The 20,502-nt window shown below is 44.7% G+C and carries 20 protein-coding genes; 8 read left to right on the top strand and 12 right to left on the bottom strand.

Annotated features, from left to right (window positions below; genetic code table 11):
* The first annotated feature begins 11 nt into the window (after positions 1 to 11).
* On the top strand, positions 12 to 1,136 hold the full coding sequence (rsgA, locus tag JSY38_RS12435; protein WP_205113459.1) for a ribosome small subunit-dependent GTPase A: 1,125 nt from the start codon (positions 12 to 14) through the stop codon (positions 1,134 to 1,136).
* Positions 1,137 to 1,203: 67 nt separating this feature from the next.
* Here the strand turns inward: rsgA and JSY38_RS12430 are convergent, their stop codons facing one another.
* The 3 genes from JSY38_RS12430 to JSY38_RS12420 all read right to left on the bottom strand — a co-directional run bounded on the left by JSY38_RS12430 (position 1,204) and on the right by JSY38_RS12420 (position 3,978).
* Entirely contained in the window at positions 1,204 to 1,992 is a 789-nt protein-coding gene (locus tag JSY38_RS12430) for an SHOCT domain-containing protein (RefSeq protein WP_205113458.1), read from the bottom strand.
* 300 nt (positions 1,993 to 2,292) lie between these two features.
* Entirely contained in the window at positions 2,293 to 3,156 is an 864-nt protein-coding gene (yghU, locus tag JSY38_RS12425; protein ID WP_205113457.1) for a glutathione-dependent disulfide-bond oxidoreductase, read from the bottom strand.
* A 45-nt stretch (positions 3,157 to 3,201) separates the two neighbouring features.
* On the bottom strand, positions 3,202 to 3,978 hold the full coding sequence (locus JSY38_RS12420; protein ID WP_205113456.1) for a ferredoxin--NADP reductase: 777 nt from the start codon (positions 3,976 to 3,978) through the stop codon (positions 3,202 to 3,204).
* Between the two features lie 290 nt (positions 3,979 to 4,268).
* Between JSY38_RS12420 and msrA the strand changes: the two genes are divergently transcribed.
* From msrA to JSY38_RS12400, 4 genes are all read left to right on the top strand, one after another.
* The gene (gene msrA / locus JSY38_RS12415; RefSeq protein WP_205113455.1) at positions 4,269 to 4,895 is read left to right on the top strand and encodes a peptide-methionine (S)-S-oxide reductase MsrA; all 627 of its coding nucleotides are present in this window, start codon (positions 4,269 to 4,271) and stop codon (positions 4,893 to 4,895) included.
* A 292-nt stretch (positions 4,896 to 5,187) separates the two neighbouring features.
* Positions 5,188 to 5,754 (top strand): porin family protein, encoded by a 567-nt coding sequence (locus JSY38_RS12410; RefSeq protein WP_205113454.1) that lies wholly within the window; start codon positions 5,188 to 5,190, stop codon positions 5,752 to 5,754.
* 147 nt (positions 5,755 to 5,901) lie between these two features.
* Complete coding sequence (gene nfsA / locus JSY38_RS12405; protein WP_239543965.1) at positions 5,902 to 6,639, top strand: oxygen-insensitive NADPH nitroreductase; 738 nt, start codon at positions 5,902 to 5,904, stop codon at positions 6,637 to 6,639.
* 45 nt (positions 6,640 to 6,684) lie between these two features.
* On the top strand, positions 6,685 to 7,209 hold the full coding sequence (locus JSY38_RS12400) for a peroxiredoxin (RefSeq protein WP_205113452.1): 525 nt from the start codon (positions 6,685 to 6,687) through the stop codon (positions 7,207 to 7,209).
* Positions 7,210 to 7,287: 78 nt separating this feature from the next.
* Here JSY38_RS12400 and JSY38_RS12395 read toward each other — a convergent pair whose 3' ends face one another.
* Entirely contained in the window at positions 7,288 to 8,523 is a 1,236-nt protein-coding gene (locus JSY38_RS12395) for an NAD(P)/FAD-dependent oxidoreductase (protein ID WP_205113451.1), read from the bottom strand.
* Positions 8,524 to 8,625: 102 nt separating this feature from the next.
* Entirely contained in the window at positions 8,626 to 9,576 is a 951-nt protein-coding gene (locus JSY38_RS12390; RefSeq protein ID WP_205113450.1) for a LysR family transcriptional regulator, read from the bottom strand.
* Positions 9,577 to 9,751: 175 nt separating this feature from the next.
* On the opposite strand from JSY38_RS12390, the gene JSY38_RS12385 reads away from it, so the two are divergent.
* Positions 9,752 to 10,408, top strand: a complete 657-nt coding sequence (locus tag JSY38_RS12385) for an NAD(P)H-dependent oxidoreductase (RefSeq protein ID WP_205113449.1) — start codon at positions 9,752 to 9,754, stop codon at positions 10,406 to 10,408.
* A 97-nt stretch (positions 10,409 to 10,505) separates the two neighbouring features.
* Here the strand turns inward: JSY38_RS12385 and JSY38_RS12380 are convergent, their stop codons facing one another.
* The 5 genes from JSY38_RS12380 to hutU all read right to left on the bottom strand — a co-directional run bounded on the left by JSY38_RS12380 (position 10,506) and on the right by hutU (position 16,664).
* Positions 10,506 to 11,042, bottom strand: a complete 537-nt coding sequence (locus JSY38_RS12380; protein ID WP_205113448.1) for a DUF924 family protein — start codon at positions 11,040 to 11,042, stop codon at positions 10,506 to 10,508.
* Positions 11,043 to 11,131: 89 nt separating this feature from the next.
* Positions 11,132 to 11,947 (bottom strand): N-formylglutamate deformylase, encoded by an 816-nt coding sequence (hutG, locus tag JSY38_RS12375; protein WP_205113447.1) that lies wholly within the window; start codon positions 11,945 to 11,947, stop codon positions 11,132 to 11,134.
* A gap of 11 nt (positions 11,948 to 11,958) precedes the next feature.
* Entirely contained in the window at positions 11,959 to 13,179 is a 1,221-nt protein-coding gene (gene hutI, locus JSY38_RS12370) for an imidazolonepropionase (protein WP_205116807.1), read from the bottom strand.
* A 134-nt stretch (positions 13,180 to 13,313) separates the two neighbouring features.
* The gene (gene hutH, locus JSY38_RS12365) at positions 13,314 to 14,852 is read right to left on the bottom strand and encodes a histidine ammonia-lyase (protein ID WP_205113446.1); all 1,539 of its coding nucleotides are present in this window, start codon (positions 14,850 to 14,852) and stop codon (positions 13,314 to 13,316) included.
* A gap of 114 nt (positions 14,853 to 14,966) precedes the next feature.
* Positions 14,967 to 16,664, bottom strand: a complete 1,698-nt coding sequence (hutU, locus tag JSY38_RS12360; protein ID WP_205113445.1) for a urocanate hydratase — start codon at positions 16,662 to 16,664, stop codon at positions 14,967 to 14,969.
* A 300-nt stretch (positions 16,665 to 16,964) separates the two neighbouring features.
* Between hutU and JSY38_RS12355 the strand changes: the two genes are divergently transcribed.
* Positions 16,965 to 18,365, top strand: coding sequence for a formimidoylglutamate deiminase (locus JSY38_RS12355; RefSeq protein WP_205113444.1), 1,401 nt, complete (start codon positions 16,965 to 16,967; stop codon positions 18,363 to 18,365).
* Positions 18,358 to 18,936, top strand: a complete 579-nt coding sequence (locus tag JSY38_RS12350) for a HutD/Ves family protein (RefSeq protein ID WP_205113443.1) — start codon at positions 18,358 to 18,360, stop codon at positions 18,934 to 18,936. The genes JSY38_RS12355 and JSY38_RS12350 overlap by 8 nt, the downstream gene beginning before the upstream one ends.
* Here JSY38_RS12350 and hutC read toward each other — a convergent pair.
* Complete coding sequence (gene hutC, locus JSY38_RS12345; RefSeq protein WP_239543963.1) at positions 18,933 to 19,688, bottom strand: histidine utilization repressor; 756 nt, start codon at positions 19,686 to 19,688, stop codon at positions 18,933 to 18,935. The genes JSY38_RS12350 and hutC overlap by 4 nt on opposite strands.
* A 94-nt stretch (positions 19,689 to 19,782) precedes the next feature.
* Positions 19,783 to 20,442 carry a cytochrome b/b6 domain-containing protein gene (locus tag JSY38_RS12340; RefSeq protein ID WP_114411282.1) on the bottom strand — a complete coding sequence of 220 codons (660 nt, stop codon included), beginning with the start codon at positions 20,440 to 20,442 and terminating at the stop codon, positions 19,783 to 19,785.
* Positions 20,443 to 20,502: the final 60 nt, after the last annotated feature.

Below are 20,502 nucleotides of genomic sequence, written 5' to 3'. Positions count from 1 at the left end.
GAGCTAAAACATTGAATATATCTAGATTACAACCTTTAGGTTGGAGCCATTTTTTCCTGCAACAAACAGACACCCAAACGTTTGAAAAACTACAATCTAACGAATTACAGGCCTTTCGAATCAGTGCGATTCATCGTTCGGTCATCAAAGGTTTAGGTGCCAATTGGGAAGAAGGCGAAGTGGAATTGCTTTGCCCAGAAAGCTTTCAGCCAGTCAGCGAACATTTTTGTGTCGGTGATTGGGTGATCGTAGAACAAGCTCATGAGCACTTTCGTATCATTGAAGTATTAGACGCGGAAAACCAACTAGAACGCTTGAGCAACCAGAAACGGCAACTCATGGCGGCGAATTTGGACTACCTTTTTATTGTCACCAGCGCAAACAGTGACTTTAGCCTCAAACGATTAGAGCGCTATCTCGCTATGGCTTATGATGCCAATATCGAGCCTGTCATCGTGCTTAATAAGATCGATTTAACCGATAAGGTCGACGACTTTTTAGATCAAATTCGTGATTTAAAAGTCCATAACATAGTCGGTATTTCGATGTTACAGCCTGACTCTCTTTTGTTACTTAAGCATTTCCTGACTGCTGGCACAACCATTGCGATGGTTGGCTCCTCAGGTGTTGGCAAGTCATCATTAATAAATGTGCTTTTCAATCAAACGGTCGAGAGAGAGGTAATTGATCAAAACAACATTAGAATGATCGAAGACATTCAGACCATAGGAGGCATTCGTGATGATGACAAAGGCAAGCACACCACAACGTCTCGGCAACTGCTGATTAATGCAGACGGCGTGTTGTTCATCGATACACCTGGTATTCGTGAGTTACAGCTGCTTAATGCGCAAAATGGTTTAGAGATGGCTTTCCATGACATTGTGCAACTGGCCCAACACTGCAAATTTAACAATTGCTCTCACCAAACTGAACCTGGCTGCAAGATCTTAAATGCCTTAGGGAATGGTGAATTAGCTCAATCTCACTGGGACAATTACCAAAAGCTACTAAAAGAGGACGCATTTAATGCTCGTTCAGCCCAAGGTGCCTATGCTCAGAAGCAGCATATGAAAACCTTTAGCAAAGCCATTAATAGAATCCAATCAAAGCACCGACAAGATAAAGGAAGATAAAACCTAAAGAAAGAGGCTCCTCATGAGCCTCTTTCTTAAGTTAATATTTCACTAATCCCACAGCTAATTAAATCCGATTCAATAGATCTGTCTTTTTCGAATTGTATTCGTTATCCGAAATAGCGCCCATGTCGCGCAGCTTTGCCAGCTTTTCAATCAACTGAATCACTTCATCGACTGATGCCGTATTGCCCAAGTTCTGAGGTGTTTGCATTGCTGGAGCTGGTGGAGCGACAAAGTTGTTCTGTGGTGCCGTGTTATGTTGTGCTGAATGTTGTGATGCTTGATTGTTTGTATTTGAATTAGCTGAACCCGCGCCAGAAACAATCGGCAATGTATTCACCGCAATCGTGCCGAACTGGCTGAAAAAAGTCAGCGATGAATTACCACCCTGCTGCTGGCTTATACCACCAATATTATTATCTAACGTATCGTAAACAGTGACATTACCATTCACTTCAACCGCAAGGCGTTTCGGAAAAATAGCGTAACGCGTACTGTTTTGCGCACCGCTGCTAAAAGGCTGACCAAGATCGCCCGGCCACCATTGATTACTGGATTTTGAGCCTTTCGGTAGCGGCATGAACACTTGCATATTAGCCAAGCCGTTAGCCAATTCATTACACAGATTGTCCACTGTCGATTTCAAACCATAGTTGAACATATCACCGACCATGGTCATACCGCCACGCATCCACTGACCGCCACCGCCCAGCTCAGGGCAATTAAATTGCGCCATGGAACCATTGCCATTGTTGACGGCTATCAGCATGTGCACCACAGCATCGAAACTTAGGTTGTAACGACGGGAAAGGGAGTTAACTAGGTTTTGTCCATCTTGCGTTAAATTTTGCATGGTAAAGCTCTCTAAATGAGACGTAGAGCTGTTCTCTTTTATCTAGCCATTGCAAAATAAGGCAAACATCGCCTAGTACATGGACACAAACAAAGAGTAGGTTGCAGCATCATGCTGGCCAACAGGTTTCGTAGAGCACCACTCTAACACATGCATGCCTTACAAAATGGTGACAAGCCACCGAATAGGTTCAAATAACTGTTTATTTTTCAAACAACCATTTTTTATTACCAATAAAAAAGGAATAAGCCAGTAAATGGCTTATTCCTTCATAAAAACGCACGATTCCAACGCTATAGTTTAATCAATTAGACCATCAAAATCTGATGCGTCATGGCGTTCTTGAAGCTGTGCTCCGTCGCCAAAAGACTTATTAACAATGCGTCCACGCTGAACCGCTGGACGTTGCTCGATTGCTTTCGCCCAACGCAGCACGTTTTTGTAGCTAGTAACATCAAGAAACTCTGCGGCATCGTACAAGTTACCCAACACTAAATTGCCATACCAAGGCCAAATCGCGATATCCGCGATTGAGTATTCTTCGCCTGCCATGTAAGTGTTATTGGCTAATTGCTTATCCAACACATCCAACTGACGCTTGGTTTCCATGGTAAAGCGATCGATCGGGTATTGCATTTTAGTCGGCGCATACGCATAAAAGTGACCGAAACCACCGCCTAGATATGGTGCAGAACCCATTTGCCAGAACAACCAGTTACGACATTCTGTTTTTGCCGCTAGATCTTTTGGCACTAGCGCATCAAACTTTTCCGCTAAGTATTGCAGGATAGAGCCAGACTCAAAGACGCGAGTCGGTGGCGTTGTACTGTGATCCATCAAGGCAGGGATTTTAGAGTTTGGATTGATTTCAACAAAACCAGAACCAAACTGATTACCTTCACCGATGTTGATTAAATAAGCATCATATTCGGCGGCGCTAATTCCTAGCGCCAATAGCTCTTCCAGCATGATGGTGACTTTCTGGCCATTCGGCGTCGCTAGGGAATGAAGCTGCAGTGAGTGTTTGCCTACCGGCAAAACCTTTTCGTGGGTCGCTCCGGATATAGGACGATTTATGCTAGCAAACTTGCCACCGCTTTCTGCATCCCATTGCCATACTTTTGGTGGGACGTACTCTTCATTTTTAATAGAGTCAGAACTCATAACATCTCCTAAAATTATTAGTCAGCGAAAAAGTCACTCTCGCAATTAATGTTCAACAAAAGCTCGCTCGATTACATAATCCCCTGGCACACCAATCTTTGGTGATTCTGTAAAACCAAGTTCATCAAGCAAGGTTGACGTGTCTTTAAGCATACTTGGGCTGCCACAAATCATGACTCGATCATGCAATGGGTTCAACTGAGGCAAGCCAATATCTTCAGCTAGCTTACCACTGCGAATCAAATCTGTCAGACGTCCCTGATTACGAAACGGTTCACGAGTCACGGTTGGGTAATAGATTAGCTTGTCTCTTACTTGCTCACCAAAGAATTCATTTTCAGGTAATTCTTTTTCAATAAAGTCAGCATATGCCAATTCACTTACATGGCGAACACCATGAACCAATACAATTTTTTCGTACTGCTCGTAGGCATCAAAATCTTGGATAACACTTAAAAAAGGCGCTAAACCTGTGCCAGTAGACAACAAATACAAGTTTTTACCCGGATGTAAGTCACGAGTTACCAAGGTACCAGTTGGTTTGCGGCTAACCAAAACATCATCACCAACCTTTAAATGCTGTAAGCGTGAAGTCAGTGGTCCATTGGGTACTTTGATACTAAAAAACTCTAAATGCTCTTCATAGTTAGGGCTAGCGATACTGTAAGCTCGCATCAAAGGACGCGCTTCTGTTTCTAAGCCGATCATAACAAACTGACCATTATCAAAACGCAGGCTGGGGTTGCGTGTGACTTTAAAGCTGAAGAGATTTTCATCCCAATGGTGAACGCTTAATACACGCTCAGTAACAAATGCACTCATGGCCCCTCCAATTAAATAATCTGATTAGGTTGCATACTACAGCACGCTCTTATATTCACTTAATCGATATTTTAAATGACTTTAATATGCTAAGCATATATAGATAACAATAATATGGTAAGTATGTCATCCAAATGGACAGCAAATACGTTAGGAAGTAGGAAGGTAAAATTCATTGTAAGAAAAGTGTTCTGCTATACGTCAAAGATAAAGATAACGATACAGCAACACTTTCATTGCTAACCGCGCCATAGAACAGGCGCGCTCACATGATAATAAGGACACCCGACATGAAAACTCGACATTTATTCAGTAACACCTTTGGTTTACTGCTGCTTAGTGGAGCTGCTACTTTTAGTAGTCTATCCCAAGCCGCACCACAAACCATGATAGTCGCTGGCGGCTGCTTCTGGTGTGTAGAATCTGATTTTGAATTAGTCCAAGGCGTCAGCGATGTTGTCTCCGGTTACATAGGAGGCCACACCGACAACCCAACCTATAAACAAGTATCCTCAGGAAAGACAGGCCATTTTGAAGCCGTCGTGATCAATTTTGATGATGACGTGGTTTCACTAAAAGCATTAGCAGATTATTACTGGAAAACCATCGACCCAACCGATGCCGCAGGCCAATTTTGTGACAAAGGCTCACCCTACAAGACAGCGATGTTTTACCAAGATGACAAACAAAAAGCGGTTTTTGAAGCCTCTTTGGCAAAAGTAGAAAAGTCAAAACCCTTTAAAGACGATATTGTGACCGAGATTCTACCTGCCAAAAAGTTTTACCCAGCAGAGGAATACCATCAGAGCTACTACACAAAGAACCCGATTCGCTACGCTTACTATCGCGCAAGCTGTGGTCGTGACAGTCGTATTGAAGATTTATGGGGCGAAGTCGCTAGTAAGAAATACCATTAAAAAAGTAAAAAGAACTCAGCCTATTTTAGGCTGAGTTCTTTCATCCCTCCTCATTTTCTTTGCCATCTATCTCATCCATCTATTCCTGCATTATCACCAATCGATTACGACCTGTTCAAAATCCATTCTGCCTTTTCGTACTATCAACAAAGCGTTTTTAACCTACGTTAAGCGCATAGAAATTGAAGCAAATAGGTAAGTAGCGGCGAAATCCTAGCCTTTCTGTCTGTCATACACCACATTGGATACTCAACTCGCGGAGTTCTTTTAATTAACGAAAAGGAGTTTTACTATGAAAAAATTCATTCCAATCATCGCCAGCAGTATTGCCATCGTATCATTCAGTGCCGCAGTAAAAGCGGAAGATATGTCAAACGACAGTGGCCTTTATGTAGGTGGTAACTATGGCTACCTGAAAGTAGACAGCGATGACGACTTCGACGATAACAACGATGTAGTACAAGGCATTGTCGGTTATCGATTTAATTCCTTCCTAGCACTAGAAGGTAGCTACATTGATTTTGGTAAATATGGCGGCAGTGCGGCTAGCGCATCAACAACAGGTTATACCGCCGCCCTAAAAGGCACCTTGCCGATTACTCAAACGACTGAGTTGTTTGTTAAAGCTGGTCAACTTTGGCACGAAACAGACTACGATGTCGCTTCTATCAAAGGCAGCTCAGACGATAGAAGCTTGTTCGCTGGTGCCGGTATTAACTTTAACGTAACAGAAAACTTGTTATTAAATGCACAATACACTTGGTATGACGTCGATCTAAACGCGGATAACGTCAGCTCTGATTCTAAATTCGAAACAGACTTCAACCAAGCTAGTGTCGGTGCTGAATACCGCTTCTAAAAAAGTGCGTCCACCAGCATAAGAAAAGGCTTACTCAATTGAGTAAGCCTTTTCTTTATATCTCCTCTTTATCTCAGCAACATAGTCTTTACCCTAAAAGACTATGCCTCTAATATCTATGCATCGTTTTTTGACAAGATGCTAATTATGAACCCCATTCTACAAGCCCAAACCAACCACAAATCTATCCGCCAATACACAAACAAGGCTATCGATGAGGCATTACTAAAGCAACTCATTCAGTCTGCACAAGGCGCAGCCTCTTCAAGCTTTATTCAGGCATATTCACTTATCCAAGTAACTAACAAAGACAATCGCCAGAAAATTGCCACACTTGCTGGCGGTCAAAAATGGGTGGGATCGGCGGCGGAGTTTTTGGTAATTTGTGCGGACCTGACTCGTGTAGAACATTGCAGCTTAGAACAAGGCTTAGGTGAACTAGAAGGAAATACGGAGCATTTCATCGCAGCGACAACTGATGCAACGTTTTTTGCGCAGAACCTAATGCTAGGCGCCGAATCAGTTGGCCTTGGTGCTGTATTTATTGGTGGTATTCGCAACGACCCAGAACAAGTCGCTGAACTGCTAAACTTGCCAGACCAAGTCTATCCAATTTTCGGCCTTTGCCTTGGCTATCCTGACGCGCAACCGGATCTAAAACCACGCTTACCAGTGGATGTTATCCTTCATAAGGACAGCTACGACAACAACCGCTGTGCTCAAGATGTAAAAGCTTACGATGCTCAAATGCAAAAATACTACCAGAGCCGTGGCGATAATCAGAAAAGCAGTAATTGGTCAGAACAAACCGCCGCAGCTGTACAGAAAAAGAAACGCGAACATATGCTAAGCTTTTTACAGAAACGTGGCTTTTTGAAACGCTAATATATAATCAATCAACTGTTAACTCTCTAAAGGAAAGGAAAAAACATGATCTCTAATGTACCTAATGTTGTCTTTAAAACTCGTATTCGCAACGAAGAATTAGGCGGACCAAACCCATTTGAATGGAAAGATGTGACTACTGCAGACTTATTCAACAACAAAAAAGTCGTTGTTTTCTCTTTACCAGGCGCATTTACACCAACTTGTTCAACGTCTCATCTACCTCGCTATGAAGAGCTTTACGAAGAGTTCAAGGCACAAGGTGTTGATGCGGTAATTTGTGTCTCTGTAAACGATGCATTCGTTATGTTCCAGTGGGGCAAAAGCCAAAACGCAAAAAACGTTTTCCTTTTACCTGACGGCAACGGTGACTTCACTCGTCAAATGGGCATGCTTGTAAAAAAAGACAACCTCGGTTTTGGCATGCGCAGCTGGCGTTATTCTATGCTTGTTGAAAACGGTGAAATCAAGAAAATGTTTTCTGAAGCGGGCTTCCAAGACGACGCACCAAGTGATCCGTTTGAAGTATCTGATGCCGACACTATGTTGAACTACTTGAAAAGCAACTAATTCGAAGAGTTAATGAATTGGCCAATAAAAAGCAGACGTTTGAAAAAACGTCTGCTTTTTTGTTTATGATTTTGAGTGTCAGGACAAACGATTCACTGGTGCAAGTGCATCTAACAATTCACTCCTCTCCCCTTCAATCGCCTGAACTAATAACTGTGATGTTGTCGGGCCAAGCGTGAAACCTTGATGACCATGCCCAAAATGAAACCACAAGCCTTTATGGTTTGGTGCTTCACCCACAAGTGGCAGCATGTCTGGCATACAAGGACGCGTACCCATCCATTGAGGCTCTTCTACTTGCTCACCTAAATCAATCATGTCATTAAGCGCCGCGGCCCCACGTTCAAGCTGTCTAGTGTCCATTGGAGCATTAAGTGGTACCAAAGCCGCGCCTGTTGTCACTCTTAATCCTTTTACCATGGGCGCTGCCAGCACACCATTTGCCACATCTAGAAATGGCCGCAGCAGTGTTTTAGGCGCATTAAAATGGCCGTGATAGCCACGCTTGTACACCATCGGGATTCGATAACCAAAACGCTTTAATAACTCTGGCGACCAAGGACCAAGTGCTACGACCACTTGCTCGGCCTTAACTTCCCCCTCACTGGTAAGTATTTGCCAACCCTTCGATGTATGCTGCAAGGTACTGGCATCACCCGTGACAAAACGACCGCCTCGTTTAACAAATAAATCACTGTAGGCTTCGGTTAACCCTCCTGGCGAAGAGCAACTCCAGCTTTGCGTATAATGCACTGCGCCTGCTGGCGTTTTTTTCAGCGCAGGCTCTTCTTTCATATAGCTTTTGCCGTCATAAACATTCGAGGTGACACCGTATTCACTAAGCAAAAAACGGGCTTTTTTAGAGGCTTTTTCAAACTCGGCATCGTCTCTGTGCAACATAACCAGACCGCAGCGAGAGATCAAATGCTCAGACTCAGAGTCACGAATTAAAGGGGCATGATCTGCCGTGGAACGAATCGTCAATTGGGAATGAATACGAGAAATCTTAGCGTGTCTTTCGGGTGACGAATGACGAAAATACGACCATAAAGCAGGCAGCATAGGTAACGCTCCGCTCATTTTCCAAGTCACGTCGTTACTTAATTCCAGCGCATATTTAAACAGCGTCACCATATCTCTTGGTAACGCATAGGGCTCGGCCGCTTCTACTTGGATCATACCAGCGTTGCCATAACTGGTTTCTAACCCTGCACCAGTACGGTCAACGATAGTCACCTGATGACCTCTTGCCTGCAACGCCAAGGCACTGCTCACCCCAACCATTCCTGCGCCCAACACAAGAAACTCTGCCATATTCCTTCCTCGACATCATTCCAATAAAAAACAATCTTCTCTCATCACTATAGCAATTTTACCCAATGACGCAGTAAGAGATTCACTGATTTATCAATAGCCTTAATCAGCCAGAACGTTTTTTTGTAAAAAGCCTCGCTCGACCAATTGCATCAAAAGTGCTTTGGTGCGCTCACGAAACATATCTCGCAATAAACGCACCGTTGGCGTAATAGACTGGCGACTTGGACAAATCAACCAAAGTTCACCTTGTGGGATGTTATAATCTGTCAACAAGGGCACTACGCGACCAGCAAGCAAATCATTAGCTATATCCAAAGAGGATTTAACCGCTACCCCTTTTCCTGCCACACACCAACGCCTCACTAAGTCGCCATCGTTCGCCGCACAATAGGCTTTAGGCTTAACCTTGTAAGTCTTATCTGCCCCAGACTCGTTACCAGAGAAGTGCCATGTATCGTTCAAAATATTTTGCAGCTGATAAAACAAACCTTGGTGATTGAGCAAATCTTTAGGGTGTTTCGGTGCATCCTGTAATTCCAAGTAACTTGGGCTGGCGACCAATAAACGCGGTACGTTACAAATTTTAAAGCCATAGACATTGGAATCTGCTGGCGCACCATAACGCAGAGCAATATCCAACGCATCCCGATAAAAATCGACATTGCTGTCGCTAATATGTGCCCGCAGTGTCACTTTTGGATGCTGCACCATAAAGTCATCCACCCAAGGAATCGCGATATTGCGCCCCAAGTCAGACGAAACAGCTAAGCGAATTTCACCACTAATAATATCCAGATCATTATGAATAGTTTGTTTTGCTTGATCCAACATAGACATAGCAGAAATACACTGGGGCAAGTAACGCTCGCCCGCACTAGAAAGTCGTAGATGGCGCGTAGTACGCACAAACAACTCGACACCAAGCGCAGCCTCTATTCGCTTAACAGCGGCGCTCGCTGTCGCCATTTGCATGTCTAAATGCGTGGCTGCAGCCGTAATACTGCGAAACTCCGCGACTTTAAGCACGACTCGAAGATCTTCAAGCTGCATGAACTACCCCCTATTGGATATGAAAACCACCACTTATTATCAATTAATATTTGATAATAATTCAATGAAAACCCTGTTTTTCATTTAGCTGAGTCTCGTTACTATAACGCCATTGAATTGAACGACTCTAGCTTTCTAGGGTGCCAAACAGTTTTACTTATTTTGGAGAGAGAAGATGTCACACCAGATTATTACTGATCTAGAAAAACGCCATACAGCAAAACATTACGATGCGGTGCAGAAAATTCCTCAGGCCGATTTAGACGTTATCTACGAAGCAATGCGCCTATCGCCTTCTTCTATTAACTCGCAGCCATGGAAATTTATCGTGATTGAAAGCGACGCGGCAAAACAGCGCTTCCACGATACCTTTGCGAACAAATTCCAGTTCAACCAAAAACACGCTAAAGGCGCTTCGCACATTATTTTATTTGCACACAAAACTCACTACAGCCGTGAAGACTACGCAAATGTGGTGGATAAAGGCATTGAAGATGGCCGCACCAAACCCGAAAACAGAGAGCAAGCTTTTGGCGGTTTTGTGTTTGCAGAAATGAACATGGACGAAAACGGTAACAACGCAGCATGGACAAAATCACAAACTTACATCGCTCTTGGTAATGCTATGCATACAGCCGCTCGCCTTGGTATTGACTCCACGCCTATGGAAGGTGTTGACCCAGAATTGATCGGAGAAATCTTCAGTGCAGAACTGGAAGGCTACCAATGCGACGTCGCACTCGCGATCGGGTATCACCACAAAGACGAAGACTACAACGCCGCATTACCTAAATCGCGTCTAGCAATGAAAGAAGTAGTAACCGTACTTTAAAGCCTATTTAAAAAGCAAAAAGAGCAAGCCATGAAAGTGACTTGCTCTTTTTTATACTTAAAAATATCACACGCAAAATAAGCTTAATATACTGTTTTTAAAAACTTGAATTAGGCTCTTCTAAAAATGCCAACTCTTCTGCAGAAGACTGACGACCTAAAATAGCATTTCTGTGTGGATAACGGCCGAAACGATCCACAATTTTTTTGTGTTTTAACTCGAAATCCAGATTATTAACTATTCCCAAATCTCTAAATAGAGTTACTGCTTCCTCATGAATCACAGCGGATTCACTGTGCATATACGGCATATATAAAAAGCTTCGCTCTGAAAGCGATAACTCTTGGTCAAAACCTTTGGAGATAGCCACTTGAGCCAAGGCTAAAGCCATAGGGTCAGCAGCAAAGGATGCTGGTTTATCGCGGTAAATATTACGTGAGAATTGGTCCAGTATGATTATTTCAGCCAAGGCGCTTTTAGGAGAATGACGCCAAACAGACAGTTCTCCCTGAACGGCTTGTTGATGAAGTTCTCCGAAACGATTTTTTATTGTGTTATCAAAGTCGATGTTTTTCTCAAACCATTGATTTGGTTCAATATCGTTAAACCAAAAATCCAATACTCTTTGATACATAACGTCCGCCTCGCACTTACAGAGTAACTAAAAATATAGTGGTTAGAACTGTTAAATTCCAATCACTATATTTTTAATATTCCAGCAAACTACAGCCTAATCGCTGTTAATGCCTCAATCACGTCTTTCAGCTGCTGTGTAATTAATGGCTGTTTCTGCTTATCAAGCTGATACTCAGATTCTTTCGCTAGTTCGTCGTTAATGTAAGTTGCTTGAGAAAGTTCGAGCTGGATGGCGTGAATGCCGTCGTTTGGTTGGCCGAAATGGCGAGTAATGTAGCCGCCTTTAAAACGGCCATTGAGTACTTGCGTGTAGTTCGGTCGCAATATTTGCGTAACGGCATTGGCGATAGCCGCATCGCACGCTTTGCCTTCATTAGTGCCCCAGTTAAAATCCGGCAGCGTGCCTTCAAATAGCATAGGCACTTCCGCTGCGATGCTGTGGGCATCGAACAATATAGCGTAGCCGAATTTGGCTTTGAGTCGCGCGAGTTCTTGCTCAATCGTGCCATGATAGGGTTTCCAAATATGCTCTTTGCAAAAGGTTTTATGCTCGTCACTTGGTGCTTTACCTTCAGCAAAAACAGGCGTGTCTTCGAATAAAATGTCGGGGAACAGACCCGTGGTTTTCGTCGCGTAAAGTGGCTTGTCATCATAGGGACGATTAAGGTCAATAACATAACGGGAGTAATTTGCCTTGATAAAGCCCACCCCCAATGACTCCAAAAAATCATAAAGCTCAGGAATAAACCAATCGGTATCGGGCAGTTTTTTAGCTTGATCTGTCAATCCAGCTTGTACCTCAGCCGTTAAGTTCAAACCAGAATGCGGCATGCTGACTAGCAAAGGCGAATCGCCCTGAATAAAATCAAATGCCGGTACGGCTAATACGTCATGCGTTGTCATTATGTTTCCTCTTAACTACTTTTGCCTTCATAGATTCTATTTTTTACTAGGTTGCCGCCAAGCCAATAGCTTAGCTCACCTGGGCTTTCTACATCCCAGCACACAAAGTCAGCGGCTTTCCCCACTTCTAAGCTACCATGTGTATCCGCCATACCCAATGCTTTTGCAGCATGGATGGTCGCGCCCGCCAAAGACTCTTCTGGCGTTAGTGCGAACAAGGTACAGGCCATGTTCATCATCAGTCGAAGCGATAACGCTGGAGAGGTACCGGGGTTTGCATCCGTGGCAATCGCCATCGGCACGCCATATTGGCGCAGCAAGGCGATCGGCGGACGTTGAGTTTCTTTTAATGTAAAAAACGCCCCCGGCAATAACACCGCAACCGTGCCAGATTCTGCCATGGCTTTTACGTCTGATTCTTCAATAAATTCAATATGATCCGCCGACAACGCCTTGAACGACGATGCCATAGAAGTTCCACCTAACGAAGACAATTGCTCCGCATGGATTTTCACTGGCAAGCCCAATGACTCTGCGGTTTTAAAATAGCGCGCCACTTGCTCGGTGCTAAAGGCAATGCCTTCGCAAAAAGCATCCACCGCATCAGCCACGCCAAGCTCAGCCACTTTTGGTAGAACCGTGTCACATAGGTAATCAATATAAGCGTCTTTATCGTCATATTCTGGCGGCATGGCATGTGCTGCCAAACAAGTACGTTTTACCGTCACGGGAAATTGCTTTCCTAGTTCCGTCGCTACGCTAAGCATTTTCAATTCTGCATCGAGGGACAGACCATAGCCAGATTTGATCTCAACTGTGGTCACACCATCGGCTATTAAGCTTTTCAGACGACGAGAAGCGCTAGCGATTAACTTCACTTCGCTGGCGTCACGAGTGGCTTTCACAGAGGAAGCGATACCGCCGCCCTGCTTGGCGATTTCTTGATAACTTACGCCATTCAACCGTTGTTCGAATTCACCTGCGCGGTTGCCGCCGAACACAAGGTGCGTGTGACAATCGATCAAACCCGGTGTAACCCAACCACCGCCTAAATCATGTTCAGCCTGAGCCTCATAGGCTGGCAGGTCATGTGCTTCGCCAATCCAAGCAATACAGCCACCAACGACGCCTATCGCTGCGTTTTCAATCACGCTATAACGACCATTTGCCATGGTCGCCACGTGCGCGTTGCGCCATAAACTGTCTAACTTCATAAAAGAATCTTGAGTCATATTTTCTGTCATGCTGTGTGCCATAGCCCCTCTTTTTCGCTCAATTTTTATAACGATCATTGATGCCATAGCATCATAGTAAAAACGAAAAAAGCAGTTCCTAAAGAACTGCTTTTAAAATCTAACTCAGCAGATTACACAACCAAACTTGGTAACAAGCCATCAGGCATGGTGTCGTTATGAACCGCTTCCAACAAGAGTTCATTCGCTTTTTCAATATCGGTCGCGAAGTAACGGTCTTTATCATAGAAAGGCACACGAGCACGCAATGTCGCACGAGCGTTTTCTAGACGTTTGCTGGATTTCAATGGTGCGCGGAAGTCCAAACCTTGTACCGCAGACAGAATTTCCACTGCTAAGATACCGCGGGTATTTTCCGCCATGTCTTTCAAGCGGCGCGCTGCGAAGGTCGCCATAGAAACGTGGTCTTCTTGGTTCGCCGAAGTCGGCAAACTATCAACAGACGCAGGGTGCGCGTAGGTTTTATTCTCGCTCGCCAATGCCGCTGCCGTTACTTGCGCAATCATGAACCCAGAGTTTACACCGCCATTGTCTACTAGAAACGGAGGCAGTTTGCTCAAGTTACTGTCGATCAACAACGCCATACGACGTTCTGACAAACTACCAATTTCAGCAATCGCCAAAGCAAGGTTATCTGCCGCCATAGCGACAGGCTCTGCATGGAAATTACCGCCAGAAATGATGTCGCCTTCCGCGGCAAATACTAATGGGTTGTCCGATACTGAGTTCGCTTCCACACACAAGACTTTTGCAGTGCTGCGAATTTGCTCTAGGCACGCCCCCATAACTTGCGGTTGGCAACGTAGTGAGTACGGATCTTGGACTTTCTCACAACCTTGGTGAGAATCGCCCAACTCTGATGTTTCCCCTAATAGGTGACGATACGCTGCCGCGGCATCCATTTGCGTTTGATGCCCGCGCACTTCATGAATTCGCGCATCGAATGGGCTACGGCTACCAAGCGCTGCTTCCACAGACAAAGAGCCACACACAACAGCGGACGCAAACAAATCTTCCGCTTCAAATAAACCTTCTAGGGCAAACGCCGTCGATGCTTGCGTGCCGTTTAACAGTGCTAGACCTTCTTTTGGTGCTAAAGCAATTGGCTCAAGCCCTGCGATAGACAAAGCTGCTTGACCAGAAATGACTTCACCACGGTAGCGGGCTTTACCTTCCCCTAGCAAAATCGTACTCATATGCGCCAATGGCGCTAAATCACCCGACGCACCTACCGAACCTTTTTTCGGAATGCATGGATACACTTCTTTATTAATCAAGGTCAGCAACGCTTGAATCACTTCAAGACGAATACCAGAGAAACCACGGGCAAGGCTGTTTACTTTCAGCGCCATAATCAATTTGACGGTTTTGTCTTCCATTAGCTGACCGATGCCCGCTGCATGAGACAGTACGATACTGCGTTGTAACTCATCCAAATCTTCTGGTGCAATACGCGTGTTCGCCAACAAACCAAAACCTGTGTTAATACCGTATACCGTGCGATTTTGTGCAATCACATCATTAACAACTTGTGTGCTGGCATGAATCGCAGGGAAAGCGCTTTCGTCTAGGGCTAATTTAACGTGACGACGGCTGATTTGACGCAATTCGTTTAGCGTCAATTGGCCTGGTTTTATGGTCAATTCAAACATGGTGATCTCCAGTTTCTAAGCGATGTTCTGCAATATTATTTTAAATTTTTAATAACTATTTTATTAAAGCTACGATCTGCCTAATAAACGTTAGTAGGCAAGTTTCGCAATAGCTTATTTAGCTTGAGCGCCAGTGATCATTGGCAAGTTAAGCCCCTGCTCTTTCGCGCAATCGATGGCAATATCATAACCCGCATCCGCATGACGCATCACGCCAGTCGCTGGGTCGTTATGCAACACGCGAGCAATACGCGCTGCTGCGTCATCACTACCGTCACACACAATTACCATGCCGGAATGCTGAGAGAAGCCCATCCCAACGCCGCCACCGTGGTGCAAAGATACCCAAGTTGCGCCAGATGCTGTGTTCAACAAGGCATTCAATAGAGGCCAATCTGAGACGGCATCTGAGCCATCTTGCATGCCTTCCGTTTCGCGGTTCGGGCTAGATACAGAACCAGAGTCCAAATGGTCACGACCAATAACAATTGGCGCAGACAATTCACCGCTACGCACCATTTCGTTAAAGGCTAGACCAAGTTTCGCGCGCTGACCAAGACCCACCCAACAAATACGCGCTGGCAAACCTTGGAACTGAATACGTTCACGCGCCATGTCTAACCAATGATGTAAATGTTCATCGTCCGCGATCACCTCTTTTACTTTGGCATCGGTTTTATAGATATCTTCTGGGTCGCCAGACAAAGCTGCCCAACGGAAAGGCCCGATACCACGACAGAACAAAGGACGAATGTAAGCAGGTACAAACCCTGGGAAATCAAAAGCGTTTTCGATACCTTCTTCCATCGCCATTTGGCGAATGTTGTTACCGTAATCAAAGGTCGGCACGCCCATTTTTTGGAAATCCAACATGGCTTGAACATGCTTCGCCATGGATTGTTTCGCGGCTTTTACAATAGCCTGAGGTTCTGTCTGAGATTTTTCTCGGTATTCTTCCCAGCTCATGCCCAATGGCAAGTAGCCGTTTAATGGATCATGAGCCGATGTTTGGTCTGTCACCATATCTGGGCGAATACCACGTTTTACCATTTCAGGTAGAATTTCTGCAGCATTACCGCAAAGCGCGATAGACACTGCTTTTCCTTCCGCTGTGTATTTTTTGATGCGCGCCATGGCGTCATCTAGGTCTGTTGCTTGCTCGTCCACATAGCGAGTACGCAAACGGAAATCGATACGGCTTTGCTGACATTCGATATTCAATGAACACGCGCCTGCCAAAGTCGCCGCTAGCGGCTGAGCGCCACCCATGCCGCCAAGACCCGCTGTTAATACCCAGCGACCGGCCAATTTACCATCGTAATGCTGACGACCCGCTTCAACGAAGGTTTCATAGGTGCCTTGCACAATGCCTTGGCTACCAATATAGATCCAAGAACCCGCCGTCATCTGGCCATACATTGCCAAACCTTTCGCATCTAACTCGTTAAAGTGTTCCCAGTTTGCCCAATGTGGCACTAGGTTGGAGTTAGCAATCAGTACACGCGGTGCATTGCTGTGGGTTTTGAAAACGCCCACTGGCTTACCAGATTGCACCAGCAAAGTTTCATCTTCTTCTAGCTCTTTGAGGGATTCAACGATTTTGTCATAACTTTCCCAATCACGTGCTGCACGACCGATACCACCGTAAACCACTAATTCTTCTGGGTTTTCTGCTACATCAGGATCAAGGTTGTTCATCAACATACGCATTGGCGCTTCCGTGAACCAAGATTTTGCGGTCAGTGTTGTTCCCGTTGCGGCCTTTACGACACCAGCGCGATAACGTTTTTGAGCGAGTGTTTGCTTAGTCATTTTTTCACCTATCAAAGAATGTCTTTTTATTCTGCTTAAAGAAATATTTAACCAACATGTATATACAATTAACTTAAAGATAGAATCTAACTTTTCTAGATGCAAGCCATTTTTTCAAATAAATCGAGTTAAAATCAACAATAGTGGATGAAAAATCAAACGAAAATGAAAAAAACCTTATAAAACAAACATCAAAAACGGCATAAAATAGATAGATAATAAACCCTATACAAACAAACTTGTATATACATCGTATTTTCTATTACACTCAAAAGATCAACATCCATTAGGAAATGAATTGTGACTAGCCAACACGCCACTCATTGCGACAATGCTCAATACTATTTTGCACAACGCGCTTTGCTCTCTTCTGGCTGGGCGAAAGATGTGCTTTTCTCTGTTAAAAATGGTCAATTTCACTCTTTTTCAGCAGACAGCGTGCCAACAACAGACTGCCACGTTTTATCTGGCCCCGTCTTACCAACGCTTGCTAACGTGCATTCTCATGCCTTTCAGCGAGTAATGGCGGGAGCCGCAGAAGTCAGCTTAAATCCGAATGATAGTTTTTGGAGTTGGCGCGATCTGATGTACAAAATCGTGCAAAAGCTCACACCAGACGACGCACATATCATCGCCAAACAGCTTTATATCGACATGCTAAAAGCCGGTTATACACAAGTCGGCGAATTTCATTACTTGCATCACGATATTGGCGGCAAGCATTATGGTCAGCTCGGAGAAATGTCGAATCAGATCATCGCTGCAGCAGACGAGTCTGGGCTGGGCTTAACTTTGTTACCTGTGCTGTATTCTCACTCCGGTTTTGGAGGACAAGCACCGAACGCCGGACAAGCGCGCTTCATCAACAGCACAGATTCTTATTTAGCCTTGCATCAAGCATGCGATAAAGCACTCGCCAATCATCCTATTCATAAATTGGGGATTTGCTTTCACTCACTGCGTGCAGTGACCAAGCCACAAATTGAGACTGTACTCTCTGCGTTAAAACAAGACGTTCCGATACACATCCACATCGCCGAGCAACAAAAAGAAGTGCAAGACAGTCTCGCCTTCAGTGGTCAACGCCCTGTGGAATGGCTTAATAATGAAATTGGTTTGAACGAGCGCTGGTGTTTGGTTCATGCTACCCACCTAACTGATGCCGAACGCCAAACCATTGCCACCAGCCAAGCGGTAGCTGGACTTTGCCCGACTACTGAAGCAAACCTTGGAGATGGTATTTTCCCGGGTGTAGCCTTCGAGCAAGAAAACGGTCGTTGGGGGATTGGCTCGGACAGTCATGTGAGTTTATCGATTGTCGAAGAGTTACGCACTTATGAATACGGACAGCGCCTACGGGATCAACAGCGTAACCGCTTGTATCGCCCTGACCAAACTAGCGTTGGCGACAATATTTACCAGCAAGCCTTGCTGGGCGGCAACCAAGCCTGCGACGTGTCATTAGGATTAGCTGAAGGTAACCGTGCTGACTTTATGGTGCTCGACGAATCTCATCCTTTTATCGCAGCGAGCGAAGCCAAAGACCTGCTCAATCGCTGGCTCTTCGCCACTAATGAAAACCTTGTGAAAGACGTCTTCGTTGCGGGCAATCACACCATCCAAAACTTCCACCACCAGCAAGAAGAAAGCAGCCGCTTGGCCTTTACTCAAGTCATTAAAAAGGCCATGTATCATGCCTAGCGTTATTATTATCGAGCAAGCAGAATACCAGCGAATGCCATGGAAAAACGGCCTTGGGGAAACTCTAGAAATTCAACGTTATGAAGATAACGATGGCCTGCGTTTTCGTATCAGCCAAGCGTCTGTGGTTGAAAATGGCGTATTTTCAGACTTCAGCGGATTGCATCGTACCCTGGTCTTACTATCTGGCGAAGGCATGGCTCTGGAACACACGAATAGCAGTGACAATCACCTTAACATTCTCAGCAAGCCTTTAGACATAGCACGCTTTTCAGGCGGGGATGAAACACTTGCCACACTGAAAAACGGCAAGATTGAAGACCTGAACATCATGGTGAGAGACACAGACACGCAAGCCAAAGTTCAGGCATGCACAGCGCTCTGCTTTCTCTCATTTTCAAACAACACCTTGTTTAATGGTTTCTATGTTTGTGAAGACAGCGTGCTTGAAATAGAGAATGCCGACGCTATGTCAGTCAAAGCACACAGCATGGTGATTGGATCAGAAAACATTAACGCCACATTAAGAAAAGGCAGTGGCGTTTTCATCAAAATTACTAAGTTGGATTAACGGCCAAAATGCCCGAATAATTGGAAGCGAGAGCCTGGGTGGAGTAAACGCGCAGCGGTGACTATGTCATCGCCCGCCCAAGTACGACGCTTTATTTGCAAACAAGGCTCTGAGCCTCGAATTTGCAGTCGTTCGCATTCAATAGCATTGGGCAAAATAGCTTCCACCAAATGCTCACCTTCTGTCATTGGCGCCACGCTCATTAGATATTCATAAGGCGTGTGTTTGGCAAAATCTTGTTTATCATAATCTGGCGCTAACGTCGTATTAACAATGCGTTCTTCTATTTGAATCGGCAAATCGTTTTCAAAGTGCAAAACGACGGAGCGGAAAATCCCATGATTGGTTCGAACACCAAGCGTCATAGCTTCTTCCATGGTGGCTTTGGCCGCTTCCAGTACTAATAACTCAGAATGATGTTTATGGCCGCGAGCAGCCACCTCTTCTGCGATGTTATGAACCTCAAACAAGGCTGAGTGAGCTTTTTTCTCTGCTACAAAAGTGCCAAGACCTTGATGACGAACAAGATACCCTTCTGCCGTCAACTCTCTTAATGCACGATTCACCGTCATACGACTTACGCCTAATGCCTTAACCACTTCTGCTTCAGAGGGAACGCGTTGATTCGTTTGCCACTCACCAGAAGAAATCTTCATCGTAATCGCCTGCTTTAACTTGGCGTATATTGGCAAAGGGGCATCCGGTAGATCGTCAAATAAATTAAGTAAATTAGAAGTTGTTACGTCAGACACTAAGGTTTCCATATGATCATGTGTTTATAAAAAATTTCTATTACTGGCAATAATAGCAAATATCCAGCCTGTCTATACAATTAAATCAGCAGAGCTAAATAGGCATCATCCATAATGCTGCTAACCAAGAAAGCCCCATCAATAAAGAAAAGATCACACCCCAGCGAGGCGTCTTCACCTCAACCGATGTCATTGTCTGATGCTTTTTTCGACCGTGAACCATAGCATCAATAAGGCGCTCTTTAAGACATAGCTCATGGTAAAGTACAGCAAGTACATGCACAGCGACTAAACCAAGCAAGACGTTGGGTAAAAAGCGATGGATAGACGCTAACTGACTGGCAAACTCTTCTGGTACCAGAGCATTAAAAGGCCCGAACCAAAATACTTCATCGCTAGTAAACAGCCCAGTTCCCCACTGAACCGAAAGTGCGAGCAATAAAATAACCACCATCAATGCACCAACTGGATTATGACCTAAGTATTTCTTAGGTCGCCCTGATAACAACGACATAGCAAAGCGAAAAGCAACCTTTGGCCCCTTAACAAACTGACTAAAGCGCGCGTAGTAGGAACCGTAAAAGCCATAAAGTACACGAGCAATAATCACCGCCGACAAACCATAGCCCATATAAAAATGGTACTGGACATAATCGCTTTCTGATTTTCCTGTGACAATTAAACCCGTAAACAAAAGCACTATCAGCCAATGGCTAATTCGCACAGGCCAATCCCATACCAGTGTCGACTTCATCTTAATTATCCTCATTGTGCTCGTAGACTGCTCAAAAATCGCGCGCTTGCAATATAGAGA

It is taken from the genome of Marinomonas foliarum, from assembly GCF_016906065.1.
GTDB lineage: Bacteria > Pseudomonadota > Gammaproteobacteria > Pseudomonadales > Marinomonadaceae > Marinomonas > Marinomonas foliarum.
This window is presented reverse-complemented; position numbering and strand designations above follow the sequence as displayed.